This window comes from Parvularcula dongshanensis (genome assembly GCF_014199615.1).
Taxonomy (GTDB): domain Bacteria; phylum Pseudomonadota; class Alphaproteobacteria; order Caulobacterales; family Parvularculaceae; genus Parvularcula; species Parvularcula dongshanensis.
The window spans coordinates 239432-260631 of sequence record NZ_JACHOB010000004.1 but is presented as its reverse complement, the minus strand read 5'-3'; the positions used below and the strand labels follow the sequence as shown (position 1 = coordinate 260631).

At 69.9% G+C, this 21200-nt stretch carries 16 protein-coding genes; 5 read left to right on the top strand and 11 right to left on the bottom strand.

What is annotated here, in order from left to right; translation table 11 throughout:
• A complete protein-coding gene (locus GGQ59_RS10710) occupies nt 1-462 on the bottom strand; it encodes a flagellar basal body-associated FliL family protein (RefSeq protein WP_183818399.1) in 462 nt (153 codons plus the stop codon).
• 145 nt (nt 463-607) lie between these two features.
• Here GGQ59_RS10710 and fliF point away from each other — a divergent pair, with 145 nt between their 5' ends.
• The 4 genes from fliF to GGQ59_RS10690 are packed head-to-tail and all read left to right on the top strand — an operon-like array spanning nt 608 to nt 4197.
• Entirely contained in the window at nt 608-2089 is a 1482-nt protein-coding gene (gene fliF, locus GGQ59_RS10705; RefSeq protein ID WP_183818397.1) for a flagellar basal-body MS-ring/collar protein FliF, read from the top strand.
• Between the two features lie 25 nt (nt 2090-2114).
• Nucleotides 2115-2387 (top strand): FliM/FliN family flagellar motor switch protein, encoded by a 273-nt coding sequence (locus GGQ59_RS10700; RefSeq protein WP_183818395.1) that lies wholly within the window; start codon nt 2115-2117, stop codon nt 2385-2387.
• 2 nt (nt 2388-2389) lie between these two features.
• Nucleotides 2390-3139, top strand: coding sequence for a flagellar type III secretion system pore protein FliP (gene fliP / locus GGQ59_RS10695; RefSeq protein ID WP_183818393.1), 750 nt, complete (start codon nt 2390-2392; stop codon nt 3137-3139).
• Nucleotides 3136-4197 (top strand): FliG C-terminal domain-containing protein, encoded by a 1062-nt coding sequence (locus tag GGQ59_RS10690; protein WP_183818391.1) that lies wholly within the window; start codon nt 3136-3138, stop codon nt 4195-4197. The genes fliP and GGQ59_RS10690 overlap by 4 nt, the downstream gene beginning before the upstream one ends.
• An 8-nt stretch (nt 4198-4205) precedes the next feature.
• Here GGQ59_RS10690 and GGQ59_RS10685 read toward each other — a convergent pair whose 3' ends face one another.
• From GGQ59_RS10685 to GGQ59_RS10665, 5 genes are all read right to left on the bottom strand, one after another.
• On the bottom strand, nt 4206-5306 hold the full coding sequence (locus GGQ59_RS10685; protein WP_183818389.1) for a flagellar basal body P-ring protein FlgI: 1101 nt from the start codon (nt 5304-5306) through the stop codon (nt 4206-4208).
• Complete coding sequence (locus GGQ59_RS10680) at nt 5303-6295, bottom strand: flagellin (RefSeq protein ID WP_183818387.1); 993 nt, start codon at nt 6293-6295, stop codon at nt 5303-5305. Before GGQ59_RS10680 ends, GGQ59_RS10685 begins: the two co-directional genes overlap by 4 nt.
• Nucleotides 6292-7704: a FlgK family flagellar hook-associated protein gene (locus GGQ59_RS10675; RefSeq protein WP_183818385.1), complete on the bottom strand. Its 1413-nt coding sequence runs from the start codon at nt 7702-7704 to the stop codon at nt 6292-6294. Before GGQ59_RS10675 ends, GGQ59_RS10680 begins: the two co-directional genes overlap by 4 nt.
• Before the next feature lie 8 nt (nt 7705-7712).
• On the bottom strand, nt 7713-9011 hold the full coding sequence (locus GGQ59_RS10670; protein WP_183818383.1) for a flagellar hook protein FlgE: 1299 nt from the start codon (nt 9009-9011) through the stop codon (nt 7713-7715).
• A 65-nt stretch (nt 9012-9076) separates the two neighbouring features.
• The gene (locus GGQ59_RS10665) at nt 9077-9880 is read right to left on the bottom strand and encodes a flagellar motor protein MotB (RefSeq protein WP_183818380.1); all 804 of its coding nucleotides are present in this window, start codon (nt 9878-9880) and stop codon (nt 9077-9079) included.
• A gap of 92 nt (nt 9881-9972) precedes the next feature.
• Between GGQ59_RS10665 and GGQ59_RS10660 the strand changes: the two genes are divergently transcribed.
• Nucleotides 9973-10707: a FliM/FliN family flagellar motor switch protein gene (locus GGQ59_RS10660; protein ID WP_183818378.1), complete on the top strand. Its 735-nt coding sequence runs from the start codon at nt 9973-9975 to the stop codon at nt 10705-10707.
• A gap of 7 nt (nt 10708-10714) precedes the next feature.
• Here GGQ59_RS10660 and GGQ59_RS10655 read toward each other — a convergent pair whose 3' ends face one another.
• The 5 genes from GGQ59_RS10655 to GGQ59_RS10635 form a co-directional block, all read right to left on the bottom strand.
• Nucleotides 10715-12076: a spinster family MFS transporter gene (locus GGQ59_RS10655; RefSeq protein WP_183818376.1), complete on the bottom strand. Its 1362-nt coding sequence runs from the start codon at nt 12074-12076 to the stop codon at nt 10715-10717.
• A 3-nt stretch (nt 12077-12079) separates the two neighbouring features.
• Entirely contained in the window at nt 12080-13015 is a 936-nt protein-coding gene (locus GGQ59_RS10650; protein WP_183818374.1) for an alpha/beta fold hydrolase, read from the bottom strand.
• A gap of 46 nt (nt 13016-13061) precedes the next feature.
• On the bottom strand, nt 13062-15419 hold the full coding sequence (locus GGQ59_RS10645) for a TonB-dependent receptor (protein ID WP_183818372.1): 2358 nt from the start codon (nt 15417-15419) through the stop codon (nt 13062-13064).
• Between the two features lie 93 nt (nt 15420-15512).
• Nucleotides 15513-16235: a helix-turn-helix domain-containing protein gene (locus tag GGQ59_RS10640; RefSeq protein ID WP_183818370.1), complete on the bottom strand. Its 723-nt coding sequence runs from the start codon at nt 16233-16235 to the stop codon at nt 15513-15515.
• Nucleotides 16236-16478: 243 nt separating this feature from the next.
• Nucleotides 16479-21146, bottom strand: coding sequence for an ExeM/NucH family extracellular endonuclease (locus tag GGQ59_RS10635; RefSeq protein ID WP_183818368.1), 4668 nt, complete (start codon nt 21144-21146; stop codon nt 16479-16481).
• Between the last annotated feature and the right edge of the window lie 54 nt (nt 21147-21200).

The following is a 21200-nucleotide window of genomic DNA, read 5'->3' as shown; positions in this document are numbered from 1 at the left end:
TCAGGTCATCATGAAGTCGGTGATAAGGATCTCCGCGACCGCGCCCGGCCCGAGCACGCTTCGCGCTCTGTGCAGGAGTTGTTCGCGCAGGGCCGGCAACGCCTCCGGGTCGCTGACCGTGTCGGGCGTCACCGCCCGCAGATCGCCGAGGAAGCCGTCCTTGAGCCGCAGGACCTGCGCCTCTTCGAGCGCGGCGTGATCGTCCGTCATGCCCAGCGCGATGCCGATCCGAAGCGAACGCGCGCCGATGCCGGGCCGCAAGCTCACGACCACGGGTTCGAGCGCGACGTAGGCGGCCGCCGGCACGTCGTGGTGCTCTTCCGCCGCGATCGGTCCGGCCTCCGCCGCGCAGCTGGGCGCGAGGCCGCTCGATGCGATCTTGACCATGGCGAAGGTTCCGCCCCCCGCGATCAGCGCGAGGGCCGCGATGCCGAGCGCTCCGCCTTTCTTGCCTTCCGCCATGCCTCGCCCCGTCGCCTCAGACCCACCGGCACGCGGCCGCAGGCCTATCCTGAGTTGGTAGGAATGGTTAAACGCCCGTATTGGTAAAGGGTTTGTTAAGCGTTCCCCATCTACCCCGTTAGGAAAGATGAACGGGGTCTAAGGGGTGGCATCGAGCCTGGGCACAAGCGGGATCCTCGCAGCCTTGCGGGCATTGACGCTCAGGCAACGGATCGTCGCTGGCGGCGCCGTCGCCGCCGTCGTCCTCGCCATGGTCGCGATGGTCGGCCTCTCTCGTCACGAGGACCAGGCCTTGCTCATGTCCGGTCTCGCGGACAGCGCGGCCGGCGAGGTGATGGCCGAGCTCGACGGGCTCGGCGTCGCCTACACCGTAAAGGGAACGTCGATCTACGTGCCGCAGAGCGAGCGGGACCGTCTGCGCCTGGAGCTCGCGCGGCGCGGCCTGCCCCGCGACGGCGAAGCGGGCTACGAACTCCTCGACGACCTCGACGGCTTCTCGACGACCGCGGACATGTTCGATGCGGCCTACTGGCGCGCGAAGGAGGGTGAGCTCGCCCGCACGATCCGCGCCATGCCCGGCGTCCACGCGGTCCGCGTCCATCTGGGCGTCGGGCGCGAATCCGCCTTCCGCCGCAACGCGACGCAGAAGACGGCGTCGGTGACGATCGAGGCGCCGCTCGGCCTGACGAAGGAGCAGGCGAGAGCCGTGCAGACGCTGACGGCGTTGTCCGTCGCGGGACTCTCCCCGGATCAGGTCGCGGTGATCGACAGCCTTCGCGGCGTCGTCGCGGGCCCGGGCACCCGCGAAGGGCTCGCGAGCCTCGACGAGGACTCCCGCGCCGCGGAGATCGAAGGCCGTCTCGTCCGCCTCCTCGAAGCGCGCGTGGGCCCCGGCAACGCGCGGGTCTCCGCCTCGGTCGAGATCGATCGCGACGCGGTGCGTGAGACCGAGCGGGTGGTCGACCCGGACGGTCGCCAGATCGCGCAGCGTTCCTTGAGCGAGGAAAGCGACACCCAGAACGCGTCCGGCGGGGTGGTCACCGTGGCCAGCAACCTTCCCGACGGGGATCTCGACGCCGAAGACGGCAGCGAGACCCTGCGTCGCAGCCGGCAGGAGGAGGTCGTCTATACGGGGACCGAGATCGAGCGGCACACGGAACGCCTTCCCGGCGCCATCTCCCGCCTTTCCGTCGCGGTCCTCCTCAACGAGGCCGACGGCGAAGCCGCCCGGACGCCCGAAGAGCTCAGCGCGCTCAGAGCGCTCGTGGCGAGCGCCGCCGGCATCGACGAGGCCCGCGGCGACACGCTCGCTCTGCGCACCTTGGCCTTCACCCAGCCCGAGCCCATCGTCACGCAGGTGCCGGGCTTCGTCGAGGCCGAGGTCCTGCCCCGCGCGGTGAGCCTCCTTCAGATGGGCATACTGGGCGTGGTCGTCATCGTCCTCGGCGTCTTCGTCGTTCGGCCGCTCCTGTCCCAACGGGCAGAGACCGTCGCCGAGAGCGAGCCCGGCGCCCTGCCGAAGGACGCCGTCGGCCTTCTGACCGTGCTGGTCGAGGAGAGCCCCGACGACGCCGCAGCCGTGCTCGACGCGTGGCTCGAGGACGACGCCGTCGTCCGCGCCGCCTAGAGCCTCAACGGAGGAACCGAACGCCATGAGCCAGACAGCCGCGCCCGCCCCCGCCAACCTCTCGGCCAAGCTCGCCGACGTGCCCGTCACGGTCAGCGTGCTGATCGGCGAGAAGGCCGTCTCCCTCGACGAGCTGTCGCGCTGGGCGCCGGACACGCTCGTTCCGCTCAAGGAAAGCGCTCAGGCGCCGCTCCGCCTCCTCGTCGGCGGCATCGAGATCGCGACGGCGGAACTTTGCGAAGGCGAGGAAGGCCCCGGCAGCCTCGCCATCCGCATCCTGGACGTCACCGGCGGCTGAGCGTGCGGGCGGCCCTCGCTCTCTTCCTCTTCGCTCTCCTCGCGCTCGGTCCCGCCGCGGCGCAGGAGCCGGAGGGGCTCGGCACGGCCCTTCAGGCGCTGGCGCCCGAGGAGGGGACGAGCCTGCGCGCGGAGCTGATCCCGCTCTTCCTCGTCGTCACCGTCCTCAGCCTCGCGCCGGGGCTGCTGATGATGGTCACCTGCCTGCCGCTCATGGTGATCGTCTTCTCCTTCCTCAGGCAGGCGATCGGGCTTCAGCAGGCGCCGCCCAACATGATGATCACGAGCCTCGCGCTCTTCCTCACCTTCTTCGTCATGGAACCCGTCTTCACGACGGCCTGGGAGGTCGGGATCGAACCCTTGCGCAATGGCGAGATCACCGAGGTCCAAGCCTTCGACGCGGTCATCGTTCCGTTCCGCAGCTTCATGGAAGCCCGCACGCATGAGAGCACGCTCATGACGCTGAGCGAGGCCCTGCCGGGCCGTTGGGACGGAGTCTCGGACGACGTGCCGCTCTCCCTCCTCGTGCCGTCCTTCATGCTGTCCGAGATCAAGACGGCCTTTCAGATCGGCTTCGCGGTCTTCTTGCCGTTCCTGGTCATCGACCTCGTCGTCGCCTCCGTCCTCATGGCGATGGGCATGATGATGGTGCCGCCCGCGGTCGTCTCCCTCCCCTTCAAGCTCGCCTTCTTCGTCCTCGCCGACGGCTGGACGAAGATCGCGGCCGCTCTTCTTCGAGGCTACGCCGGATGAGCCTGACCCCGCGCGACGAGACCTTGCCGGCGACGAAACCCGCCGCGCCCGAGACCGCCCTGCCGCCGCTGAGCGCCGACGAGCAGGCCGCGGTGATCCTCGCGCTGCTCGGCGAGAAGGGGGCGGCGCAGCTCTCGGGACGCCTCGGCGCGCACCACCGGCCACGCCTCGAGGCGGCCGTGCGCAGCCTTCGCACGCTGAACGTCCGTCAGCAGCGTGCCCTCGCAGCGCGCTTCGCCGAGGCGCTCGCGATCCGCAAGGCGGGTCCGCGCGGCGGCGAGGAGGCGGCGACCGCTCTGACCGACGCGCTGTTCGGGCCCGCAATGCCCGCCCTGCCCCCTGCGGAGGCGGAACCGCCCAAGACGTTGTGGGACCGCCTCGCGGGCCTCAAACCCGAAGACGTAGCGGCGTTCCTGGCGGAGAAGGGGCCGACCATAGCGGGCCTCGCGCTCTCGCACCTGCCCGAGGCCTTCGCGGCCGAGGTTGCCGGTGCCCTGCCCGAAGGAGACGCGGCGAAGGCGGTGGCGCGCGTCGCCGGAGACGAAGTCGGCGAGCCCGCCATGCGCGCGGTATGCGCTGTCCTCGAGACCGCCTTCTTCAGCGAAGGGCCGGGCGCATCGCGCGGCATCGACGAGCTCAAGGCGGCGCAGGTGGCGGGCCTCCTCAACCGTCTGCCTACCGCCCGACGCGAAGCGGCGCTCGCCGTCCTCGCCGAGACCGTGGAGCCCGCCTTCTTGGCGGCGATCAAGAAGCGCGTGCTCGGCTTCGACGCGCTGGCGACGCGCCTGCCGCGCAACGCCGTTCCCATCCTCTTCCGCGAGATGGAGGAGGCCGCCCTTCTCAAGGCGCTCGCCTACGCCACGGCGCGCGGCTCGCAGACGCCGGAATACTTCTACGGCAACATCTCCCAGCGCCTCGCAGGGCAGCTCAAGGAACGCATGGCGGCCCATGCCGGGATCGCGGAGACGGCCGGAGAGAAGGCGCAGGCGGAGGTCGTCGGCTTCGTCCTGACCGCGTCCGCAGACGGCCGGATCAGCCTCCTCGACGAAGAGGCCTGACCGGCGCCTTACTGAAGGACCAGGTCGGCGTGGAGCGCGCCGGCCGTCTTCATGCTCTTGAGGATGTCGATGATCTCGCGCGGCGTGACGCCGAGCGCGTTGAGGCCCGAGACGAGGTCCGACAGGGTCACGGTCTCGGGCATCAGCGCGACCGAGCCGGGGCGGCCCTCGTCGACTGCGATGCTCGTCCGCGGAAGGATCGCGGTCTGACCGCCCGCGAAGGCGCCGGGCTGCGAAGCGACGGGGGTCTCGGCGATCGCGATCGAAAGGTTGCCCTGGGCGATCGCGACGGCGGAGATCCGTACCTCGGAGCCGAGGACGATCGTGCCCGACCGCTGATCGACGACGACCCTGGCGGGCGTGTCGGGCGTCAGCGTCAGACGCTCGATCGCGCTCATCACCCGCGCCGGGTTCTCGCCCCCCGGGAAGTGAAGGTAGACCGTGCCGGCGTCGAGAACCTCGGCAGTGCGCTCGCCGAGCGAGGCGTTGAGTACCTCTTCGATGCGGGCGGCGGTCGTGAAGTCGGGGTTCTTGAGCGCGAGGTCGACCCCGCGCAGGTCGCCGAAGCGGAAGTCCACTTCCCGCTCGACCCGCGCGCCGGCCGGGATCGTCCCGACGGTCGGCGTTCCTTGCGTCACGGACGCGGCGCCGCCTTCGGCCTGGAAGCCCGAGATCAGGACCGGCCCTTGCGCCACCGCGAAGACCTCGCCGTTCGCCGCGGTCAACGGCGTCATGACGAGCGTCCCCCCGCGCAGGTCGTCGGCGTCGCCGATCGAGCTGACGGTGACGTCGATCTGGCTGCCCGCACGCGCGAAGGCCGGAAGGCTCGCCGTGACGAGGACGGCGGCGACGTTGTCGGGGCGGAAGTTCTCCTCCGCCACGTTGACGCCGAGCCGCTGCAGCAGGCTCTGAAGCGCTTCTTCCGTGTAGGGCGAGTTTCGTAGCGTGTCGCCCGTTCCGTCGAGGCCGACGACGAGGCCGTAGCCGATGAGGTCGTTCCCCCGCACGCCTTCCACCGTGACGAGGTCCTTGAGGCGGACCTCCCCCGCCTCGGCGCCGAGGGGCGCGAGGACGGCCAGGAAGCTAAGAAGAGCGAGGCAGAGTCTCATCGCATGTAGTCCGTGAAGCTGAGGCGGCTGAGGCGCGCCGTGACGGTGTAGGCGGCTTCGAGCTGGGCTTCGAGGCGCTGGACCTCGGCAGCCGCTTCGAAGGCGTCGCGGCCCGCGAGCGACTCGCGCGTCGCGGTCAGGACGAGGCGCTCGGCGGCCTTCGCCTCGGCCTCGGCGTCGAGCCGGTTCGCGGCGAGCCCGTTCGCCGCCGCCTCGGCGACCAGCCCTTGGCCCGCCGCCTCGAGCTTGCCTGCGGCAGCGCGCGTCCACTCGACGCCGCCCTCCCCCAGTTCGGGCCCGAGGGCGAGGCGGACGAGGCCTTCGATCGTGTTTCGTACCGCCTGACTGTCGGCGCGGGCGGCGAAGGGGACGACCGAACCGTCCGACAGCGCGACGCCCCCGGCGCTGCCCGTCCCGCCCATATAGACCTGCGTATCGAAGCCGCCCCCTTCCGCGAAGAAGGCCGTCAAACGGGCATCGAGTTCCGCCGCGTCCGCAGCGCCTGTCAACTCGGCGCGGACGCTGTCGAGGATCGCGCCCGCATCCGCCAGCGCCCGTCCGTCGGTGGCGTCGCCAGCGAAGAGCGTCCGCCCGCCATGCTGGACGTTCAGCGTCGTGACCGTCTGCGAGAGGAGAGCGCGCGCCGTGTTCGAGGTCTCGATGAGGCCGGCGGCACCGCCGAGCGTCACGTCCGTCAGGGCGCGGGCGCCGTAGCCGTCGATCATCTCGCGCACCGTGCCGACCGCGTCACCTGCGAGCCGGAGCCGGTTCTGCGCCAGCGCCATGCGCGAGGCGGAGGCATCGACGTCGCCGAGCGCCTTGTTCACGAGCGCCAACTCGCCCGCCCGCGCCCCGAGCGTCCGCGAGAGGTCCTGCCGCTCGCCGCTGACCATCTCGGCCGAAGCGCGGGACAGCTCCGTGCGAAGCCGGGTGCTGGTCCGGTGCAAGGACCCGAGGAACAACGCGTCGGGGAGGCCGACCGACGTCATCGGACGGCCGCCATGAGCACGTCCATCATGTCCGAGACGGTCTGCAGGACCCGCGCGTTCGCGGCGTAGGCCTGTTCGATCAGCATCATGTCCTGAAGTTCCTTGTCCGTATCGACGCCAAGCGCGCCGATCTCGGCGTCCGACGCACCGCGCTGCCGGATCGCGGCCGCGACGGACCGTCCCTCCGCCGATTGGAGCTTCGCGCCCTGGTCTGCGGACAGCGCGCTTGCCCGGACCGCGGGACCGCCATCCGCGGTGAGCGTCGAGAGGAAGCGGCCGAGCTGATCGCCATTGCCGATGGGGCCGGTCGCCGCGGCGCCGAGGCCGTCGCGAAGACGGGTCACCGTGCCGCCCTGCGCCGGATCCACGGCGGCGGCCAGCCGAAGGCGTCCCGCGATCCCCGCGCCGAGCCCGCTCGGAGAGGGATCGCCGCCGTCGGTGAAGAGGCCAGCCTCCCCCGGCGTCTTGGTCGGATCGCTCTCATCCGCCGCGAAGCGCGTCACGAGGTCGACCGCGACTTCGTCGAGTGCGTCTTGAAAGGCCGGAACCTCTCCGTCCCGCTGCGAGAAGAGGGCTGCGATGCGGCCCGAGCTCGAGCGCTGCGGCCCCGTCCCCGTCGGCGTCAGGTCGACGCCGTCGACGCTGATGCCCGAGAGCGGCGCGCCGAGCGCATGCGTCCGGCCCACGCTCCCCATCGGAGTGAATTCGACCGTGTGCGCGGTACTCGTCAGCAGGAAGGCGCCGCCCTCCGTCACGAGGTGGACGTCGTCGCCCTGCCTGAGGACGGTCACCGGCAGGTCGGCATTGATGCCGTCGATCAGGCGTTGGCGCTCGTCCTCCACCGCCGGCGTCGTCTCGCCGGCGGGCAGACGGTTCAGCGCTTCGAGGCGGGTCAGCGCGTCGTTGATCTCGACGACGGCGATACCGATGTCGCGGTCCGCTTCGCTTCGCATCGCGTCCGCGCCCTCGGAGGCTTCCCCGAGGCGCGTCGTCAGCGCCTGTCCCGCGTCCCGAAGGCCGAGAAGGAGCGTCTCTGACTCCGGCGTCGCGGCCGCGTCGCGCAGCGACCGCTCGAAGTCCGCCAGCGCGGCGAGGACGCCCGTCTCGTCGTTCGGGCCGCCGAAGAGTTCCGTCAGGCGCCGCGCCGCCTCCGCACCGCTCGAGGCGGACGAAGCCAGCGCGTCGGCCCGCATCCGCTCGGTCGTGAGGTGAGAGGCGCCCGCGCGGGTCTCGCCCAGGAGGCGGACGCCCGCGCCTTGCGTGCCGATGACCCGCTCGGAGAGCGCCGCCGCCCGGCGGACGTAGCCTTCCGTATGCGCGTTCGCGACGTTGCCGGCCGCCACGTCCGCGCGCGCGCGGGCGGCCGCGAGGCCGGAGGTGGCGATGTTGAGCGCCGCGCTGACGGTCATCAGCTACCCTACCTTTTGATGTTGGTGGTTTCCTGCAGCATCTCGTCCACCGTCTGAATGATCTTGGCGTTGGACGCGTAGGCGCGCTGCGTCTCGATCAGGCCGGTCAGCTCGGAGGCGATGTCGACCGTCGACTCCATGAGGCCGTAGCCGACCGTCTCGCCGACGGGGCCGGTGCCTGCGTCCCAGAAGTACACGTCGCCGCTCGACTGGGACATGCGGAAGGCCCCGTTGTTGGCGGCGCTGAGGCCGTTCGGGTTCGGAACGTCGCCGACCGGGATCCGGTACAGCGTACGGCGGAAGCCCGTGTCGTAGATGGCGTCGAGGTTGCCCTGTTCGTCGACCTCGACCTTGAGGAGGTCGCCGATCGCGGCGCCGTCGCGCTGGATCGCGTAAGGCGCGAAGTCCGCTGCCAGCTGCGTCAGGCCCGCGTTCTGGCCGGTCCGTCCGACGAAGAGCTGAACCGGACCCCGCGGCAGGTCGACGGTGATCTCGCCCGTCGCGGCGTCATAGGTCGGGTTGTTCGTCACGGCGTTGATCATGCCGCCGCTCGTCATGTTGTCCTGGAAGTCTACGTCGAAGGAGGACAGGCTGACAGGCACCCCGGTCGAGTTGTCGAACAGCTCGACGGACCAGGCGTTGCTGCTGCCGGTCGCGGGCACGTTGGGCGTGTAGACGGCGGTCAGGATCTGCGTCCGCCCGAGGTTGTCGTAGTACTCCATCGGCACTTCGTAGGGCTCGCCCGGCGCGCCCGCTTGGGTCGCGTCGGCGGGCAGGTTGACGCCCATGGAAATGCGCTCCGTAGGCGTCGACGTGTATCGGTTGACCAGCACGTTGACGGGCTCGAGGCTGGCGCTGCTCTCCCTCGTCACCGCGCCGACGTCCCCGGTCTCGTCCGTTGGCCAGCCCATCAGGAAGAGGCCGGTCGATGTGCGGAGGAAACCGTTCTCGTCCGGCGAGAAGGAACCCGTCGGCGTCAGCATGAAGGTCCGCCCGACCGCGTTCTCCGCCGCGCCGGAAGCGGTCGTCACGGGCAGCATGCCCCGGCCCGCGACCGCCAGGTCGGTCGAGTTGCCCGTCGAGATGAGCGAGCCTTCCTCGTTGACTTGGCGATACGCGTTCACGCGAACGCCGCCCGCCGCGTAGGCGTTGTCGCGCTGCTGGATCACCATGGAGGAGAAGTCGGCGACCGCTCGCTTGTAGCCGTAGGTATCTGAGTTCGCGATGTTATCGGAGATCGTGGCGAGGCGCGTCGCGTTGACGGCGAGCCCCATGATGCCCGCATTCATCGAGGAAGAGATCGTCATGCTATGGCCTCGCCTATTCGTTCCCGTCTCGGTTGGTAAACGAACAGGCTTAACCGAAGGTTTCGTCAGCGAAGGCCTGCGCGCATTGGCTGAGACGGCGTCGGCATCGCATCCGCCTTCTTGCCTAGAAGGGTGATGGCGATGCGCCGATTGGCCGGATCGTGGCGATCTTCTGCCAGCGGCGCACGGTCGGCCCTGCCGGAGACCTCATCGAAGCTCGTCTCGTCCACGCCTTCCGCCAGGAGGAGGCGGCGGGCCGTGTTGGCCCGGTCGGCCGACAGCTCCCAATTGGTGTAGTCCTGGTCGTCGTAGGTGTAGCCGTCCGTGTGCCCTGTGATCTTCACCGGGGCCTTCGCGCCGTCGATCACGCCCGCCACGCCCGAAAGGAGCGCGCGGAGCTCGCTCGACGGTGCGGCCGATCCCTTCGCGAACAGGGCGTGACGCTGGGCTTCCAAGAGTTCGATCACGATGCCCTCCTCCGTCTCGGTGACACGGACGCGGCCGTCCGCATCGGCGAGACCCTGGGCTGCCGCCGCTTCGACGATCGCCGCTTCGATCTCGGCCGGGTGGCGCTGTATCGCCTCCTCGTCGCCGCCCCTGGTCGGAAGGTTCTCCGAGGTGGCGATGCTGTCGCCCTCCAGCATGTCGGTGCCGCCGCCGGAGATCGGGCTGATCGGGATCGAAGGATCGAAGTAGTCGGCGAGGCCCTTGCGCTGATCCTCCGTCGTCGCGTTCAGGAGCCACATCAGGAGGAAGAACGCCATCATCGCGGTGACGAAGTCCGCATAGGCGACCTTCCACGCCCCGCCGTGGTGGCCGCCGGCGACGACGACGCGTTTCCGCTTGATGATGGTCGCTTCGCTGCTCATCCGCCCGCCCGTCCGTGCGGACCTACCTACTCATGCGAGCGTAAATCCGATTTTAACGCGCAACGAGACAGTCATTAGGGATGGAGACGTGAATGACTGCGACTGGTCTTGCCCTGCTGGTGAACGCCCCCCGCGCCTGGCCCGACCGGCTCGCGGCGCAGCGTTCGCGCGGCGAGGCGCAAGGTCCTCTCGCTGCGGAGCTTCTGACCGAGAGCCTGCGCCGCAAGGTGACGTTCGGCTCGGTCCGGTTCGCCCGCCGCTCGGCGGACGCGCCGCCGTCCGACGAGGAGGTTCTGGTCGTCTGGCCGAGCGCCCCCGCCGCGCCGCGCCTGCGTTTCGCCCTGCCCGCTGCGACGGCGGAGAAGCTCGTCGACGCCGCCTTTGCGGGGCCGGTCACGGACGAGGCGCTTCGCGCCGCGGTGCTGGCGGAACTTTGCGGTGAGGCTTTCGGCGGTTGGAGCACCGGTCAGACGATCGAAGAGGACGGCGTTCCTCTCGCCACCGCGTGCTTCGTACTGACGTTGGAGGATGACGACGAGATCGTCGTGAACGTTCAAACCCCGAGCGAACGGCCAACCGCGAAGGGCATCTCTGCGGGCCGCCTTCTGACGGCGAGCCTGCCCGTCGAAGCATGCCTCGGCGAGCTCGACCTTCCTTACGCGAAGGTGTCCTCTTTGAAGCCGGGCGATACGCTTCCGCTGCCCCCCGCCGCGGCCGAGGGCATCGCGATGCGCCTGCGCGGCCGCCTGCGCCCCCTGGCGAGGGGCGAGATGGGAACGGACAGCGGCGTGCGCGCCGTTCGCCTGACGGGCACGGCTGCCGCCTGAACCAGCCTTACCCGGCTTCGTGCCAGTCTTTGCGAAGCCGCGGCGCCGTCACGAACATCAGGACGGCCGCGATCACGTAGAAGCTGCACCCCGACAGGATGGCGTAGCGCAAGGACTCCGCGCCGAGCCTTGCTGTGAGCCCGTCCGAGATCGCTCCGATCGCCGCCTGCCCGACGCCGATGCCGATCAGGTTGTTCACGAACAAGAACACCGCGGAGGCCGTCGCCCGCATGTGCGGCGGGACGAGGTGCTGGAAGGCCGAGATCACCGGGCCGAGCCAGACGAGGCCGAGCGCGGTCGGGATCAAGAAGACGACGAAGGCGACGCCGAGCGACGGGGTGAGGAGGCCGATCGCGAGGAACGGCACGGTGAGGACGAAGGCGCAGGCGGGCACGACCGCGTAGGCCGAGCGGCGCGTCTGCCCGTAACGGTCCGCGAGCGCGCCGCCCATCCAGATGCCGACCACGCCGCCGATCAACAGGATCGCGCCGTAGAAGTAGGCGGCGTAGAGGAGCGGCCCCGGGTTCGGCGGCAGGAGCGCGTCCGGCATGAAGGAGAAGAAGCCCGGCAGCGCCTCGCCGAAGCTCCGTACGAAGAAGGAGGGCAGCCACAAGAAGAGGCCGTAGCCCATCATCGACGCCGAGGCCGCGCCGAGGCTCAGCCCCCAGAAGCTCGGCTTCCTCGCGAGGGTCGCAACGACGTCCTTGATCGAGGTCCAGACGTCCGAGGCGGGCGGCGGCACGTCCTTGTCGAAGCCGCCCCGCACCGGCTCGCGGACGGTCAGCTTCAGAAGCGGCGCCGCGAGGAGCCCTGCGCCGCCGACGATGAAGAACGCCGCCCGCCAGTCGAGGAGGCTCGCCAGGATGCCGCCGAGGATGATCCCGATGGCGCTGCCGACCGGGATGCCGAAGGAGTAGACGGCAAGCGCCCGGGAACGCTCTTGCGGGGGGAAGTAGTCGGCGATCAGCGAGTAGGCCGGCGCGACGCCGCCCGCCTCTCCGACGCCGACGCCGAGCCGTGCGAGGAAGAGCTGGCCGAAGGACTGCGCGAGGCCGCAGGCGGCGGTCATGGCCGACCAGACCGTCAGCGCGACGGTCATGATGACCACCCGGCTCTTCCGGTCGGCGAGCATCGCGATCGGCACGCCGAGCAGGGTGTAGAAGAGCGCGAAGGCGAGCCCGCTCATCAGGCCGATCTGGGTGTCGGAGAGTCCGAGTTCCGCCTTGATCGGCACGGCGAGGATGCCGACGATCTGCCGGTCGATGAAGTTGAAGGTGTAGACGATCACCAGCACCGCCAGCACCCAGGCACGGGTGCGGTTGCTGGCGCGGGGCGCGGGGGTCAGGCTGGCGGCGGGCGCGTCACTCATGCCTCAACGTCCAGGATTCGCGTCGCGGAGGAACCCCTCGATCGCCGCTGCGACCTCTTCGGGCGCCTCTTCCTGCGCGACGTGGCCGACGCCGTCCAGGCGGACGAGCGTGGCGTTGGGTATCACTTCGGCCAAGCGCGCGCCGTCGGCGGGCGGGATGATCTGGTCTTCGGTGCCCCACAGGATCAGCGTCGGCGCCTCGATCGTCCGCAGGACGGGTTCTGGGTCCGGCAGGGTGAACTCTTCGAGGGACGCAACGAAGGCATCGCCGTTCCCCTCGCGCCGCATCATCTCGCGCAGGGTCGCGAGGCGCTCTTCGGGCACCTTGCTCGGATCGGCATAGATGCGCGCGATCGACGCCTCGAAGGCGGGCGCCGGCACGGTGCGCAAGTAAGCCGCGAGCATCGGCGGCACCGGGGCGGGCACCTCCGTCGTCCCGTTCATAGGGTAGGCGCCGGGGTCGATGAGGACGAGCGCCGACACCTTCTCGGGCGACATCGCCGCCAGGCGCCAGGCGGCGAGGCCGCCGAGCGAGTTGCCGACGAGCACGGCCCGCTCGATGCCGAGCGCCTCCATCAGTTCGCCCGCGAAGGCGGCCCGCTCCTCGGGCGCGTATCGCGCTTGGGGGTCCGGCCCGGTCATGCCGTGGCCGAGGAGGTCGTAGCGGACGACGCGGTAGTCCTCCGTCAGGAGCGGGGCCAGCGCGTCCCAGGTCTCGAGGCTGAAGGTGAAGCCGTGCATCATCAGGAGGACGGGGGCGCCCTCGGCCCCCTCTTCCCGCACGCGCACGCGCGCGCCGTCCACCTCGACGTAGCGGTCGGCGCCCTGCGCTTCGGGCCCGGCCTGCTCGTCGGAAGAGGCCTCGCGAGGCTCGTCCGTGCAGGAAGCCGTCAGGCAGGCGAGGAGGACGGCACAGGCCGCCGATAGGGCGTGTCGCATAGAGACTATCCTTGACGGGGCGGCGCGACCGCGCCGCCCGCTGACTTCAGAACCGGGCCGTCACCGTCGCGAAGACCTGCCGCGGCGCGCCGTAGAAGGTGGTCGCGACCCCATCGAGGCCGAGGGTCGCCGTGATCGGCTGCACGAAGCTGCCGTCCGCGTTCTGGCTCAGGAAGTTGTAGCCCGAAACGCGGTACTGCCGGTCGAAGAGGTTCTTGCCGTGCAGGCCCACCTGCCAGCGCCCGCTCTCTTCGGTCCAGACGAGGCTCGCGTCGAACAGGAAGTAGGAGGGCTGATCGATCAGCGAGTTCGGCACCTCGAACTGGTTCGTCGAGTCCTTGAACGAGGTGACGGTAAGGAAGCTCAGCTCCCCCGCCCCCACCGGCCGCGTGTAGTTGGTCTGCAGCGCGCCCGACCATTTGGGCGTGTTCTGAACGACCCGCTCGTCCGCGACGTCCTCGCCCGCGACGACGAACTCGGTGTAGTCCGCATCGATGTAGCCGAGGCTGTAAGACGCCGACAGCCTGTCGCCCGCGCCCGTCAGGTCCTCCGAGAACACCGCGGTGCCTTCGAGCTCGACGCCGAAGAACTCCGCTGCGCCCGCATTGGTCGTGATCCCGACGAAGGTCGGCGCCCCGGTGACGGGGTCCGTGCCGCCCGCGGACCCGGGGATCTGCACGTTCTTGTAGTCGGCGAAGAAGACCGCGACGTTGTTCGTCAGCCGACCGTCCATCGCCTGGGACTTCCACCCCGCCTCGTAGGAATCGACCTCTTCGGGCTCGAAGAGGAAGAAGTCGAAGATGTCCGCGTCGTCCACGTCGCCGTCGCCGTCGAAGTCGATGGCGTCCGTGCTCTGCCCCCGCGGGTCGAACCCGCCGCCCTTGAAGCCCTGGCTGTACGAGACGTAGAGATCGTTGTCGCCATTGGGCGCGTAGGAGAGCGACACCCGGGGACTGAAGTCGTCGAAGGTCTCGGCGCCCTGGAAGTCCGAGGTCGTCGCGATGAGGGTCGGGTTCATCCCGCCGAGGGGCTCGGTCCGGCCGCCGATGAAGGTCCGGCGCAGAACGTCCGCGGACCGCTTGTCTTCGGTGTAGCGCCCGCCGAGCGATAGCTCGAAGCCCTGCCACCCCATCATCCGTTCGAGGTCGAAGCTGAAGTCGCCGAAGACGGCCCAGCTCTTCGTATCGACATCGCCGGTCGTGTTGGCGTTGAGCCCAGGCAAACCGAGCGCCAAGCCGGTCGTGCCGAGCACCACGTCGAACGTGTCGTAGGCGTTGGCGTCTATGTAGTAGACGCCGGCGACGCCTTGAACCGCATCGCCCTCATAGGTGAGCTGAACTTCCTGCGTGAACTGATCGTTGTTGTAGATCGCTGGCACGTCGACGTCGACCTGCGGCAGCGCGTCGAAGTCGATCTGCGTCTCGGTCTCGTCGTCACGCCAAGCCGTGATGCTCTTGAGGCTCAGCGCGTCCGTCAGCTCGAGCTCGGCCGACAGCGAGATGCCCCAAGCCTCGGTCTCGTTCGGCCCTTCGATGCCGCCGCGCGTGTCGTAGACGTCGTCCAGCACCGGTGCGCCGGAGACGAGGCCGACGATCGGCCGGTGGCCGCCGCGCGGACTGGACGTGTCCTTGAGCCAGTCCGCCGTCGCCCGCAGGAACAGGACGTCCGAGGGCTCGAACTCGACCGTGCCGCGCGCGCTGAGGATCTCCTTGTCGTAGTTCTCCTCGCCCGTCGTCAGGTTCTTGCCGAACCCGTCGCGGTTGAACGTGCCGAAGGCCGCCCCGACCCGGAGGGTGTCCGTCAGCGGCGCCTCGGCCTTGGCGACGAGGTCCGCCTGGTTGAACGTGCCGTAGGTGCCGCGCAGCTCCAGCGCAGGCTCCGAGCCCAGCCGGCGCGTCACGTACTTCACCGCCCCGCCGATCGTGTTGCGGCCGTAGAGCGTGCCTTGCGGCCCGCGCAGGACCTCGATCCGCTCCACGTCGTAGATGTCGAGAACGGCGCCCTGCGGCCGGTTGAGGTAGACGTCGTCGACGTAGATCCCGACGCCCGCCTCGAAGCCCGCCACGGGGTCCTGTTGGCCGACGCCCCGGATGAAGGCGGTCAGGGTCGTGTTCGTCCCCCTGCTGACCTCCAACGTCGTGTTCGGCACGGTCTGGGCGACGTAGGTGATGTCCGGCGTGCCGAGCGCTTCGAGCTGCTCGCCCTGAAGCGCGGTCACGGCGACGGGGACGTCCTGAAGGCTCTCCCCCCGGCGCCTGGCCGTGACGAAGATCGTGTCTTCCACCCCGGCGGCGCCTTCGTCCGGGACCGTCGTCGACTGGGCGAGCGCCGAGCACGGCAAGGCGCCGAGGGTCGCCGCGACGATGAGCGCGAGGCGGCTCGCGCCGCCGGTCTTCTGAGCCATGTGTTCCTCCGAATTCTATTTTTTCGGCAAGGATACATGGCGGCCCGGCGCTCGCCTACGACGCGAGCGCGCAAGCCCAGTGAACAGTTTCGCTCAGCGCAGGCGTCGGCGCGCGGTCGCGGGGGTCGCCCCGGTCCACGCCTTGAAGGCTCTGTTGAAGCTCCTGACGTCCGAGAAGCCCAACCGCGCCGCGATGCTCGGCAGAGGAAGATCGCTGCGCAGGAACGCGGTGGCGCGGGCGGTCAGCGCGGCGGCGCGCAGCGCTCTGAAGCTCGTGCCCTCGGCCTGCAGGTGACGGCGCAGCGTCGCGGGGCTCATGTCGAGGGCGAGCGCCACCTCTTCCTGGCTGACGTCCTCCGCCGCGAGGGCCTCCCGCACGGCGTCGGTAACCGGCGCCGGCGCCTCCTGCAGCAGCCGCGCCTGCTCCTCGCCGACGGCTTCGAAGGTCAGCGCGCCCGGCGGCGGGAAGCGGACGCGCTCGCCCTCCGCCGCCGCCCGGTCGTAGACGAGCGCATAGGCCTTCGCGCCGTAGCGCACCTCCGCCAGCCGTTCGAAGGGGACCGCCGCGGGCCCCTTCGGCCTGCGCAGCCGGACGCAGTGCAGGCTCGGCCCGGCCACGCCCGGCGCGATCAGGCGCAACAGCGCGTGCGCGAAGAGGAGCGTCGCCTCCATCACCACACGGACCTCCGCCGGCTTCTCGACGGCGAAGGGAAAGCCGCGCTCGTCGGTGACGAAGGCGACCTCCCCGCCATGACGGACGATCCGGTTGAACGCGCCGCCATGGAGCATGTTGTAGGCGTTCGCGACGATCTCCATCGCCTCGCCCAGCGTTCCCTCGGGCGGCAGCTGGGAGAGGACGAGGCGTGTCGAGCCCGGCAGGAGGCCGCGCCGGGAGAGCGCGCCCGTCTCGTCGCGCGGCGCCGCTTCGCGCCACGCGTCGAGCCAGTCGGTGACCGGCGTCGTCCCTGTCAGGCCCGTTGCCGTCTCCTGCCCCCTCCTCGAGGCGGGCCTAGTCTAGTCCGCGTCGCCGGGGCGGACCACCCGCCCCGGCTTGAGCGCTTACGCGATCTCGACGGCGGCGCTCTCGCCGAGCTCGAGCCCGATGATCAGCGGGTCGTGGTCCGACGCCGAGAAGGGCGTGTCGCCGTAGAAGCCCGCATCCGTGAACTCGCTCGAGTAGCCGAGGAGATCCGGCTCGTCGGCGTTGATGTGCCACTCCGTCACGCCGGTGACCTGGTCGGCGAGCGAACCCGTCGCGAAGCCGTGGTCGAGCGTGCCGCGCTGACCGTCGAAGGTGTAGGAGTAGGCGTTCTCCTGTCCGATGAAGCTATCGATTAGGTCGACGAGCCCTTCCGAGCGCAGGAGCTGGATCGGGTCTTCCTGCGCGTAGGCGTTGAAGTCCCCGACGATGACGTAGTCGCCGTCCCCCGTGCCGAGCGGATCGGTCGCGATCCAGTCGGCGAGCTGCTGGGCGGCGTCCGTGCGCGTCTCGTTGAACGCGCCCTGCCCGTCGCCGATGTCCGCGTCGCCGCCGGAGCCGCTGCCGCCCTTCGACTTGAGGTGGTTCACGACGAGCGCGAAGCTCTCGCCGCTCGCGATCTCGACGAAGGATGCTGCGACGGCCGGGCGGTTCTGCTGGCTGCCGCCGTCGTCGAAGGTGAAGACCTCCGACGCGTCGAGCGTCACCGCCGTCTGGTCGTAGACGATGGCGTTGGTGATCGCGTCGGTACCGATGCGGCCGTCCGCACCCGCACCGTCGGGGATGACGAAGGCGTAGCGGTCTTCGCCGACGGCCGCGTTGAGCGCCTCGACCAGCGTACGGATCGCCGACCCCTCGCCGAAGCCGTTGTTCTCGACCTCCTCGAAGCCGAAGACCTCGCCCCCGGAAGCCAGAACCGCGTTGACGAGCTTGTCCGTTTGCCGCGCGAAGTCCTCCGCCGACGTTGCACCCCGGGCCTGCCCGGCCGGGTTGTCGGCGGACGCGTCGGACAGGCTCGTGAAGTAGTTCAGCGTGTTCATGCTGACGACCTGCAGCGAGCCGCCGACGTCCGACGGCGTCGCTTCGCGCGCGCCCGTGTTGGTCGCCTCGTCGATCGGCAAGGTGCCGTCCGGCAGCAGGCGGTACTCTGAGAAGCCGTAGCCGAGGACGCCCTCGACGGGCCCGGACATCTCCGCGCCGAGGCGGAGCGTCGGGCCTTCGAGGCCGAAGTCGTCACCCGCATCGATGTAACCATTGCCGTTGTCGCCGGGCGCGGTGGCCGGGGCGTAGCCGAACTCGGACGGGTTCTGGCTCGAGACGCCGTCATCGATGATCAGACGGTTGAGGGCGTTCGCCTCTTGCAGGGCGTCGATCTCGTCCGCCTGCGTCTGCGCGTCGAAAACTTGCGTCGGCTGCACCTGCGTGCCCGCACCGACGACGACCTCGCCGTAGCGGTCGAAGTTGAAGTTCTCGATGACGGTGATCGGCGCGTCCGTGCTGCTCGTCAGCGAGACCCGCATGCCCTCGAAGCGCTCGAGCGAGCCTTCCGAGGCGAGCGGCAGGGTGACGCCGACATATTCGGGCAGCATGATGCCGGTGCCGGTCACGTCGATGCTCGTGACGTTCGTCAGCGACGTCAGGCCGAAGCGTTCCTCGACGGTACCGGAAACCGTGATGAGGTTCCCCGCGTCGACGGCGCCGTCCGTATTGGCGATGAAGATCCCCTCGGACGTCGCCTCGTCGCCGTCGTAATCGGCGACTTCCTCCTGGACGTAGAAGCCGTCGTCGACGACGCGAGTCACGACCGCAGAGATGGTGACAGCCTGGCCGACGAGCATGGACTCGTAACCATTGCCCTGGATCGTCGAGATCAAGACGAGCTCACCCGGCGGGGGCGGCGGCGGCGCGCCTGCGTCGTTCGCGGCGCCGGGCGTCGCGTCCTCGGGCCCGGCCCAGCCCCCGTCCTCGGTCCGGTAGAGCGACTGGCCTTCAGGCGTGCTGCTGGTCTCGGCGACGCCCATGTCTGTCGAGGTCAGGCCTGCGGCCGCGCCTTCGGTCGCCTGGAACGTGCCTTCATAGCTGAAGAACTCGAGCGCCGTGCCGGCCTCGGCCAGGACCAGGCCGTCGGGGCCGTTCTGAATGCCCGAGACGTCCCACACGTAGTAGTCGTAGGTCCCGTCCGAGGTCATGGAGAGACCGGCGACGCCGGTGCTCTCGTAGACGACGCCGCCATTGCCGTTGAGAAGCTCGACCGTCAGGCCGCTGACGTCGGCGCCCGCGCCCACGCGGACCTCGACGAACTCGCCCGTGTCGGTACCGGCATTGTCGTAGTGCACCTCGTTGAGGCGCGGCGGTTCCGGCGGGGCACCCGCATTGTCCGCCCCCGCCGTCGCCTCGCGCGGGCCGGTCCAGCTGCCGTCGTCCTCGCGTTGCAGCGACAGGCCTTCGGCCGTGTCGGCCGCCTCGGAGACGCCGATGTCGACCGAGGTCTCGCCTGCAGCCGCCCCGGCGGACGCGGTGAAGATGCCCTCATAGGAGAGGAACTCGATCAGCTGACCATCGATCGACAGCGCGAGGCCGTCGGGGCTGCCGTTCTGGATGCCGTTCGAAGGCAGCTCCCAGACGTAGTAGTCATAGGCGCCATCGGACGTCATCGTCAGGCCCGCAACCGCCGTGGTGCCGTAGACGGAGCCGCCATTGCCGTTGACGAGCTCGACCGTCAGGCCGGAGACGTCCTCGCCGGCATTCACACGAACCTCGACGAACTCGCCAACGTCCGCGCCGTCATTGTCGTAGTGCAGCTCGTTGATCCGGGCGCTCGTCGCCACGGGCAGCTCGTTCGCCGCGCCGCGCGTCTCAGACGCCGGACCGGCCCACGAATCGTCCACGCCGCGCTGGAGCGACTGACCCACTTCCGTGTTGCTGGTCTCCTCGACGCCGATATCGATCGAGGTCTGGCCCGAAGCGGCCCCCTCGGCGGCGGCGAACTCGCCTTCATAGGATAGGAACTCGACGAGAGTGCCGTCCACGGACAGGGCGAGGCCGTCCGGGCTGCCGTTCTGCAGGCCGTTGGTCGGCAGCTCGAAGACGTAGTAGTCGAACTCGCCGTCCGTGGTGACGCTCGCCTCGTCGGCCGTCAGCGCGTCGTAGACCGTGCCGTTCGAGCCGTTCAGAAGCTCGACGAGGAGGCCCGAGGCATCCGCGCCCGCCTTCGTCCGCACCTCGACGAACTCGCCGACATCCGTGCCCGCATTGTCGTAATGCAGCTCGTTGATGCGCGCTTCGAGGGGGATGAAGTCGTTGTCGTAGCCCGCCGTCGCGTCGCGCGGCGCGTCCCAGCTGCCGTCCTCGTTCCGCTGCAGCGAGAAGCCGACCGACGTGTCGCCGGGCTCGAAGACGCCGATGTCGGTCGAGGTGACGCCCGCCGCCGCGCCTTCGGTCGCCTCGAAGCTGCCTTCGTAGGAGAGGAACTCGACCAGCTGGCCGCCGTCCGACAGGGCGAGGCCGTCCGGGCTTCCGTTCTGGAGGCCGTTCGTCGGCAGCGCGAAGACGTAGTAGTCGTAGGCGCCGTCGCTCGTGACGCTCGCGCCCGCCGCCGTCAGCGCGGCGTAGACGCCGCCGTCGTTCCCGTTGACGAGCTCGAGGACGAGGCCGCTGACGTCGGCACCCGCCGCCGTGCGAACCTCGACGAACTCGCCGACGTCGCCGCCCGCATTGTCGTAGTGGAACTCGTTGATGCGCGCGGTCGATTCCAGCACGTCATCGACCGCGACGCTGATCGCCTCGCTCGACGAGGCGCCGTTCGCGTCGGTCGCCGTGACGATCAATTCGTAGGCGTTGTCGCCGTCCGCGTCGGCCGGGCTCTCGAAGTCGGGCGCCTCGGCGAAGCTGACCTCGCCCGTCGCCGCGTCGATCACGAAGCGGTCGGCGTCGTCCCCGCCGAGAGAGAAGGTGATCGCGTCGCCCTCCGCGTCCGTCGCGGTCGCGGTGAAGACGCTCGTCTCGCCCTCATCGGCCGCGACCTGGGAAGGCACGCTCAGGACCGGCGCGTCGTTCGTGCCGGTCACCGTCACGGTGACGGTCGCGACCGAGGAGCCGCCGCGGCCGTCAGAGACGGTGTAGCTGAAGGTGTCCGTGGCGGTCTCGCCCTCGGCCAGCGCATCGAAGACGCCCGCCGGGTCGTAGGTGACGACGCCGTTCTCGAAGCTGACGCTCGCCCCGGCTGCGCTGACGGCATCGACGCCCGCGATGCCGATCGCATCGCCGTCGAGGTCCACGTCATTCGCCAGCAGCGCGTCCTCGCTCAGCGACAGCGCGTCGTCTTCGCCCGTCGCGGCCGCCTCGCCCTGGACGAAGGGATCGTTGTTCCGCCCGTCGAGGTAGTAGGTGTAGCCGTCCTGCGCGAAGGTGATCGCCTCGACGTCCGTGAAGGTGTGCCGGTCGCCCCTGCCCTCCCCTTTGTCGGTGACGAGGTAGATGTCGCTACGGCCCAGACGATCGATCTCGTAGCCGAGCACGCCGCCTTCGAGCACCACCGTGTCGAAGCCCTTGCCGCCGAGCACCACGTCGCCGCCGGCGCCGAGATAGACCGTGTCGTTCCCGGCCCCCGCCTGGATCAGGTCGCGCCCGGCGCCCGCATAGATCGTGTCGTTGCCTCCCCGGCCGAGGATAAGGTCGGACCGATCCGTACCGTAGAGCGTGTCGTCACCGTTCGTACCGAACGGAAGGCGGGGGAGTTTGAAGACCACGGGGAACCTGCCTGGCTGTAAGCGCGCGCTGCGCATTGCCAGAGTTTGTTCACA

Bases quoted from the DNA above. Each gene is read 5' to 3' on its own strand.
- GGQ59_RS10685 (WP_183818389.1), bottom strand. From the start codon at position 5,306: ATGAGACTCTGCCTCGCTCTTCTTAGCTTCCTGGCCGTCCTCGCGCCC.
- GGQ59_RS10700 (WP_183818395.1), top strand. From the start codon at position 2,115: ATGAGCCAGACAGCCGCGCCCGCCCCCGCCAACCTCTCGGCCAAGCTC.
- GGQ59_RS10675 (WP_183818385.1), bottom strand. From the start codon at position 7,704: ATGACCGTCAGCGCGGCGCTCAACATCGCCACCTCCGGCCTCGCGGCC.
- GGQ59_RS10650 (WP_183818374.1), bottom strand. From the start codon at position 13,015: ATGCGACACGCCCTATCGGCGGCCTGTGCCGTCCTCCTCGCCTGCCTG.
- GGQ59_RS10680 (WP_183818387.1), bottom strand. From the start codon at position 6,295: ATGACGTCGGTCGGCCTCCCCGACGCGTTGTTCCTCGGGTCCTTGCAC.
- GGQ59_RS10670 (WP_183818383.1), bottom strand. From the start codon at position 9,011: ATGACGATCTCTTCCTCGATGAATGCGGGCATCATGGGGCTCGCCGTC.
- GGQ59_RS10710 (WP_183818399.1), bottom strand. From the start codon at position 462: ATGGCGGAAGGCAAGAAAGGCGGAGCGCTCGGCATCGCGGCCCTCGCG.
- GGQ59_RS10640 (WP_183818370.1), bottom strand. From the start codon at position 16,235: ATGGAGATCGTCGCGAACGCCTACAACATGCTCCATGGCGGCGCGTTC.
- GGQ59_RS10660 (WP_183818378.1), top strand. From the start codon at position 9,973: ATGACTGCGACTGGTCTTGCCCTGCTGGTGAACGCCCCCCGCGCCTGG.
- GGQ59_RS10665 (WP_183818380.1), bottom strand. From the start codon at position 9,880: ATGAGCAGCGAAGCGACCATCATCAAGCGGAAACGCGTCGTCGTCGCC.
- GGQ59_RS10645 (WP_183818372.1), bottom strand. From the start codon at position 15,419: ATGGCTCAGAAGACCGGCGGCGCGAGCCGCCTCGCGCTCATCGTCGCG.
- GGQ59_RS10655 (WP_183818376.1), bottom strand. From the start codon at position 12,076: ATGAGTGACGCGCCCGCCGCCAGCCTGACCCCCGCGCCCCGCGCCAGC.
- GGQ59_RS10690 (WP_183818391.1), top strand. From the start codon at position 3,136: ATGAGCCTGACCCCGCGCGACGAGACCTTGCCGGCGACGAAACCCGCC.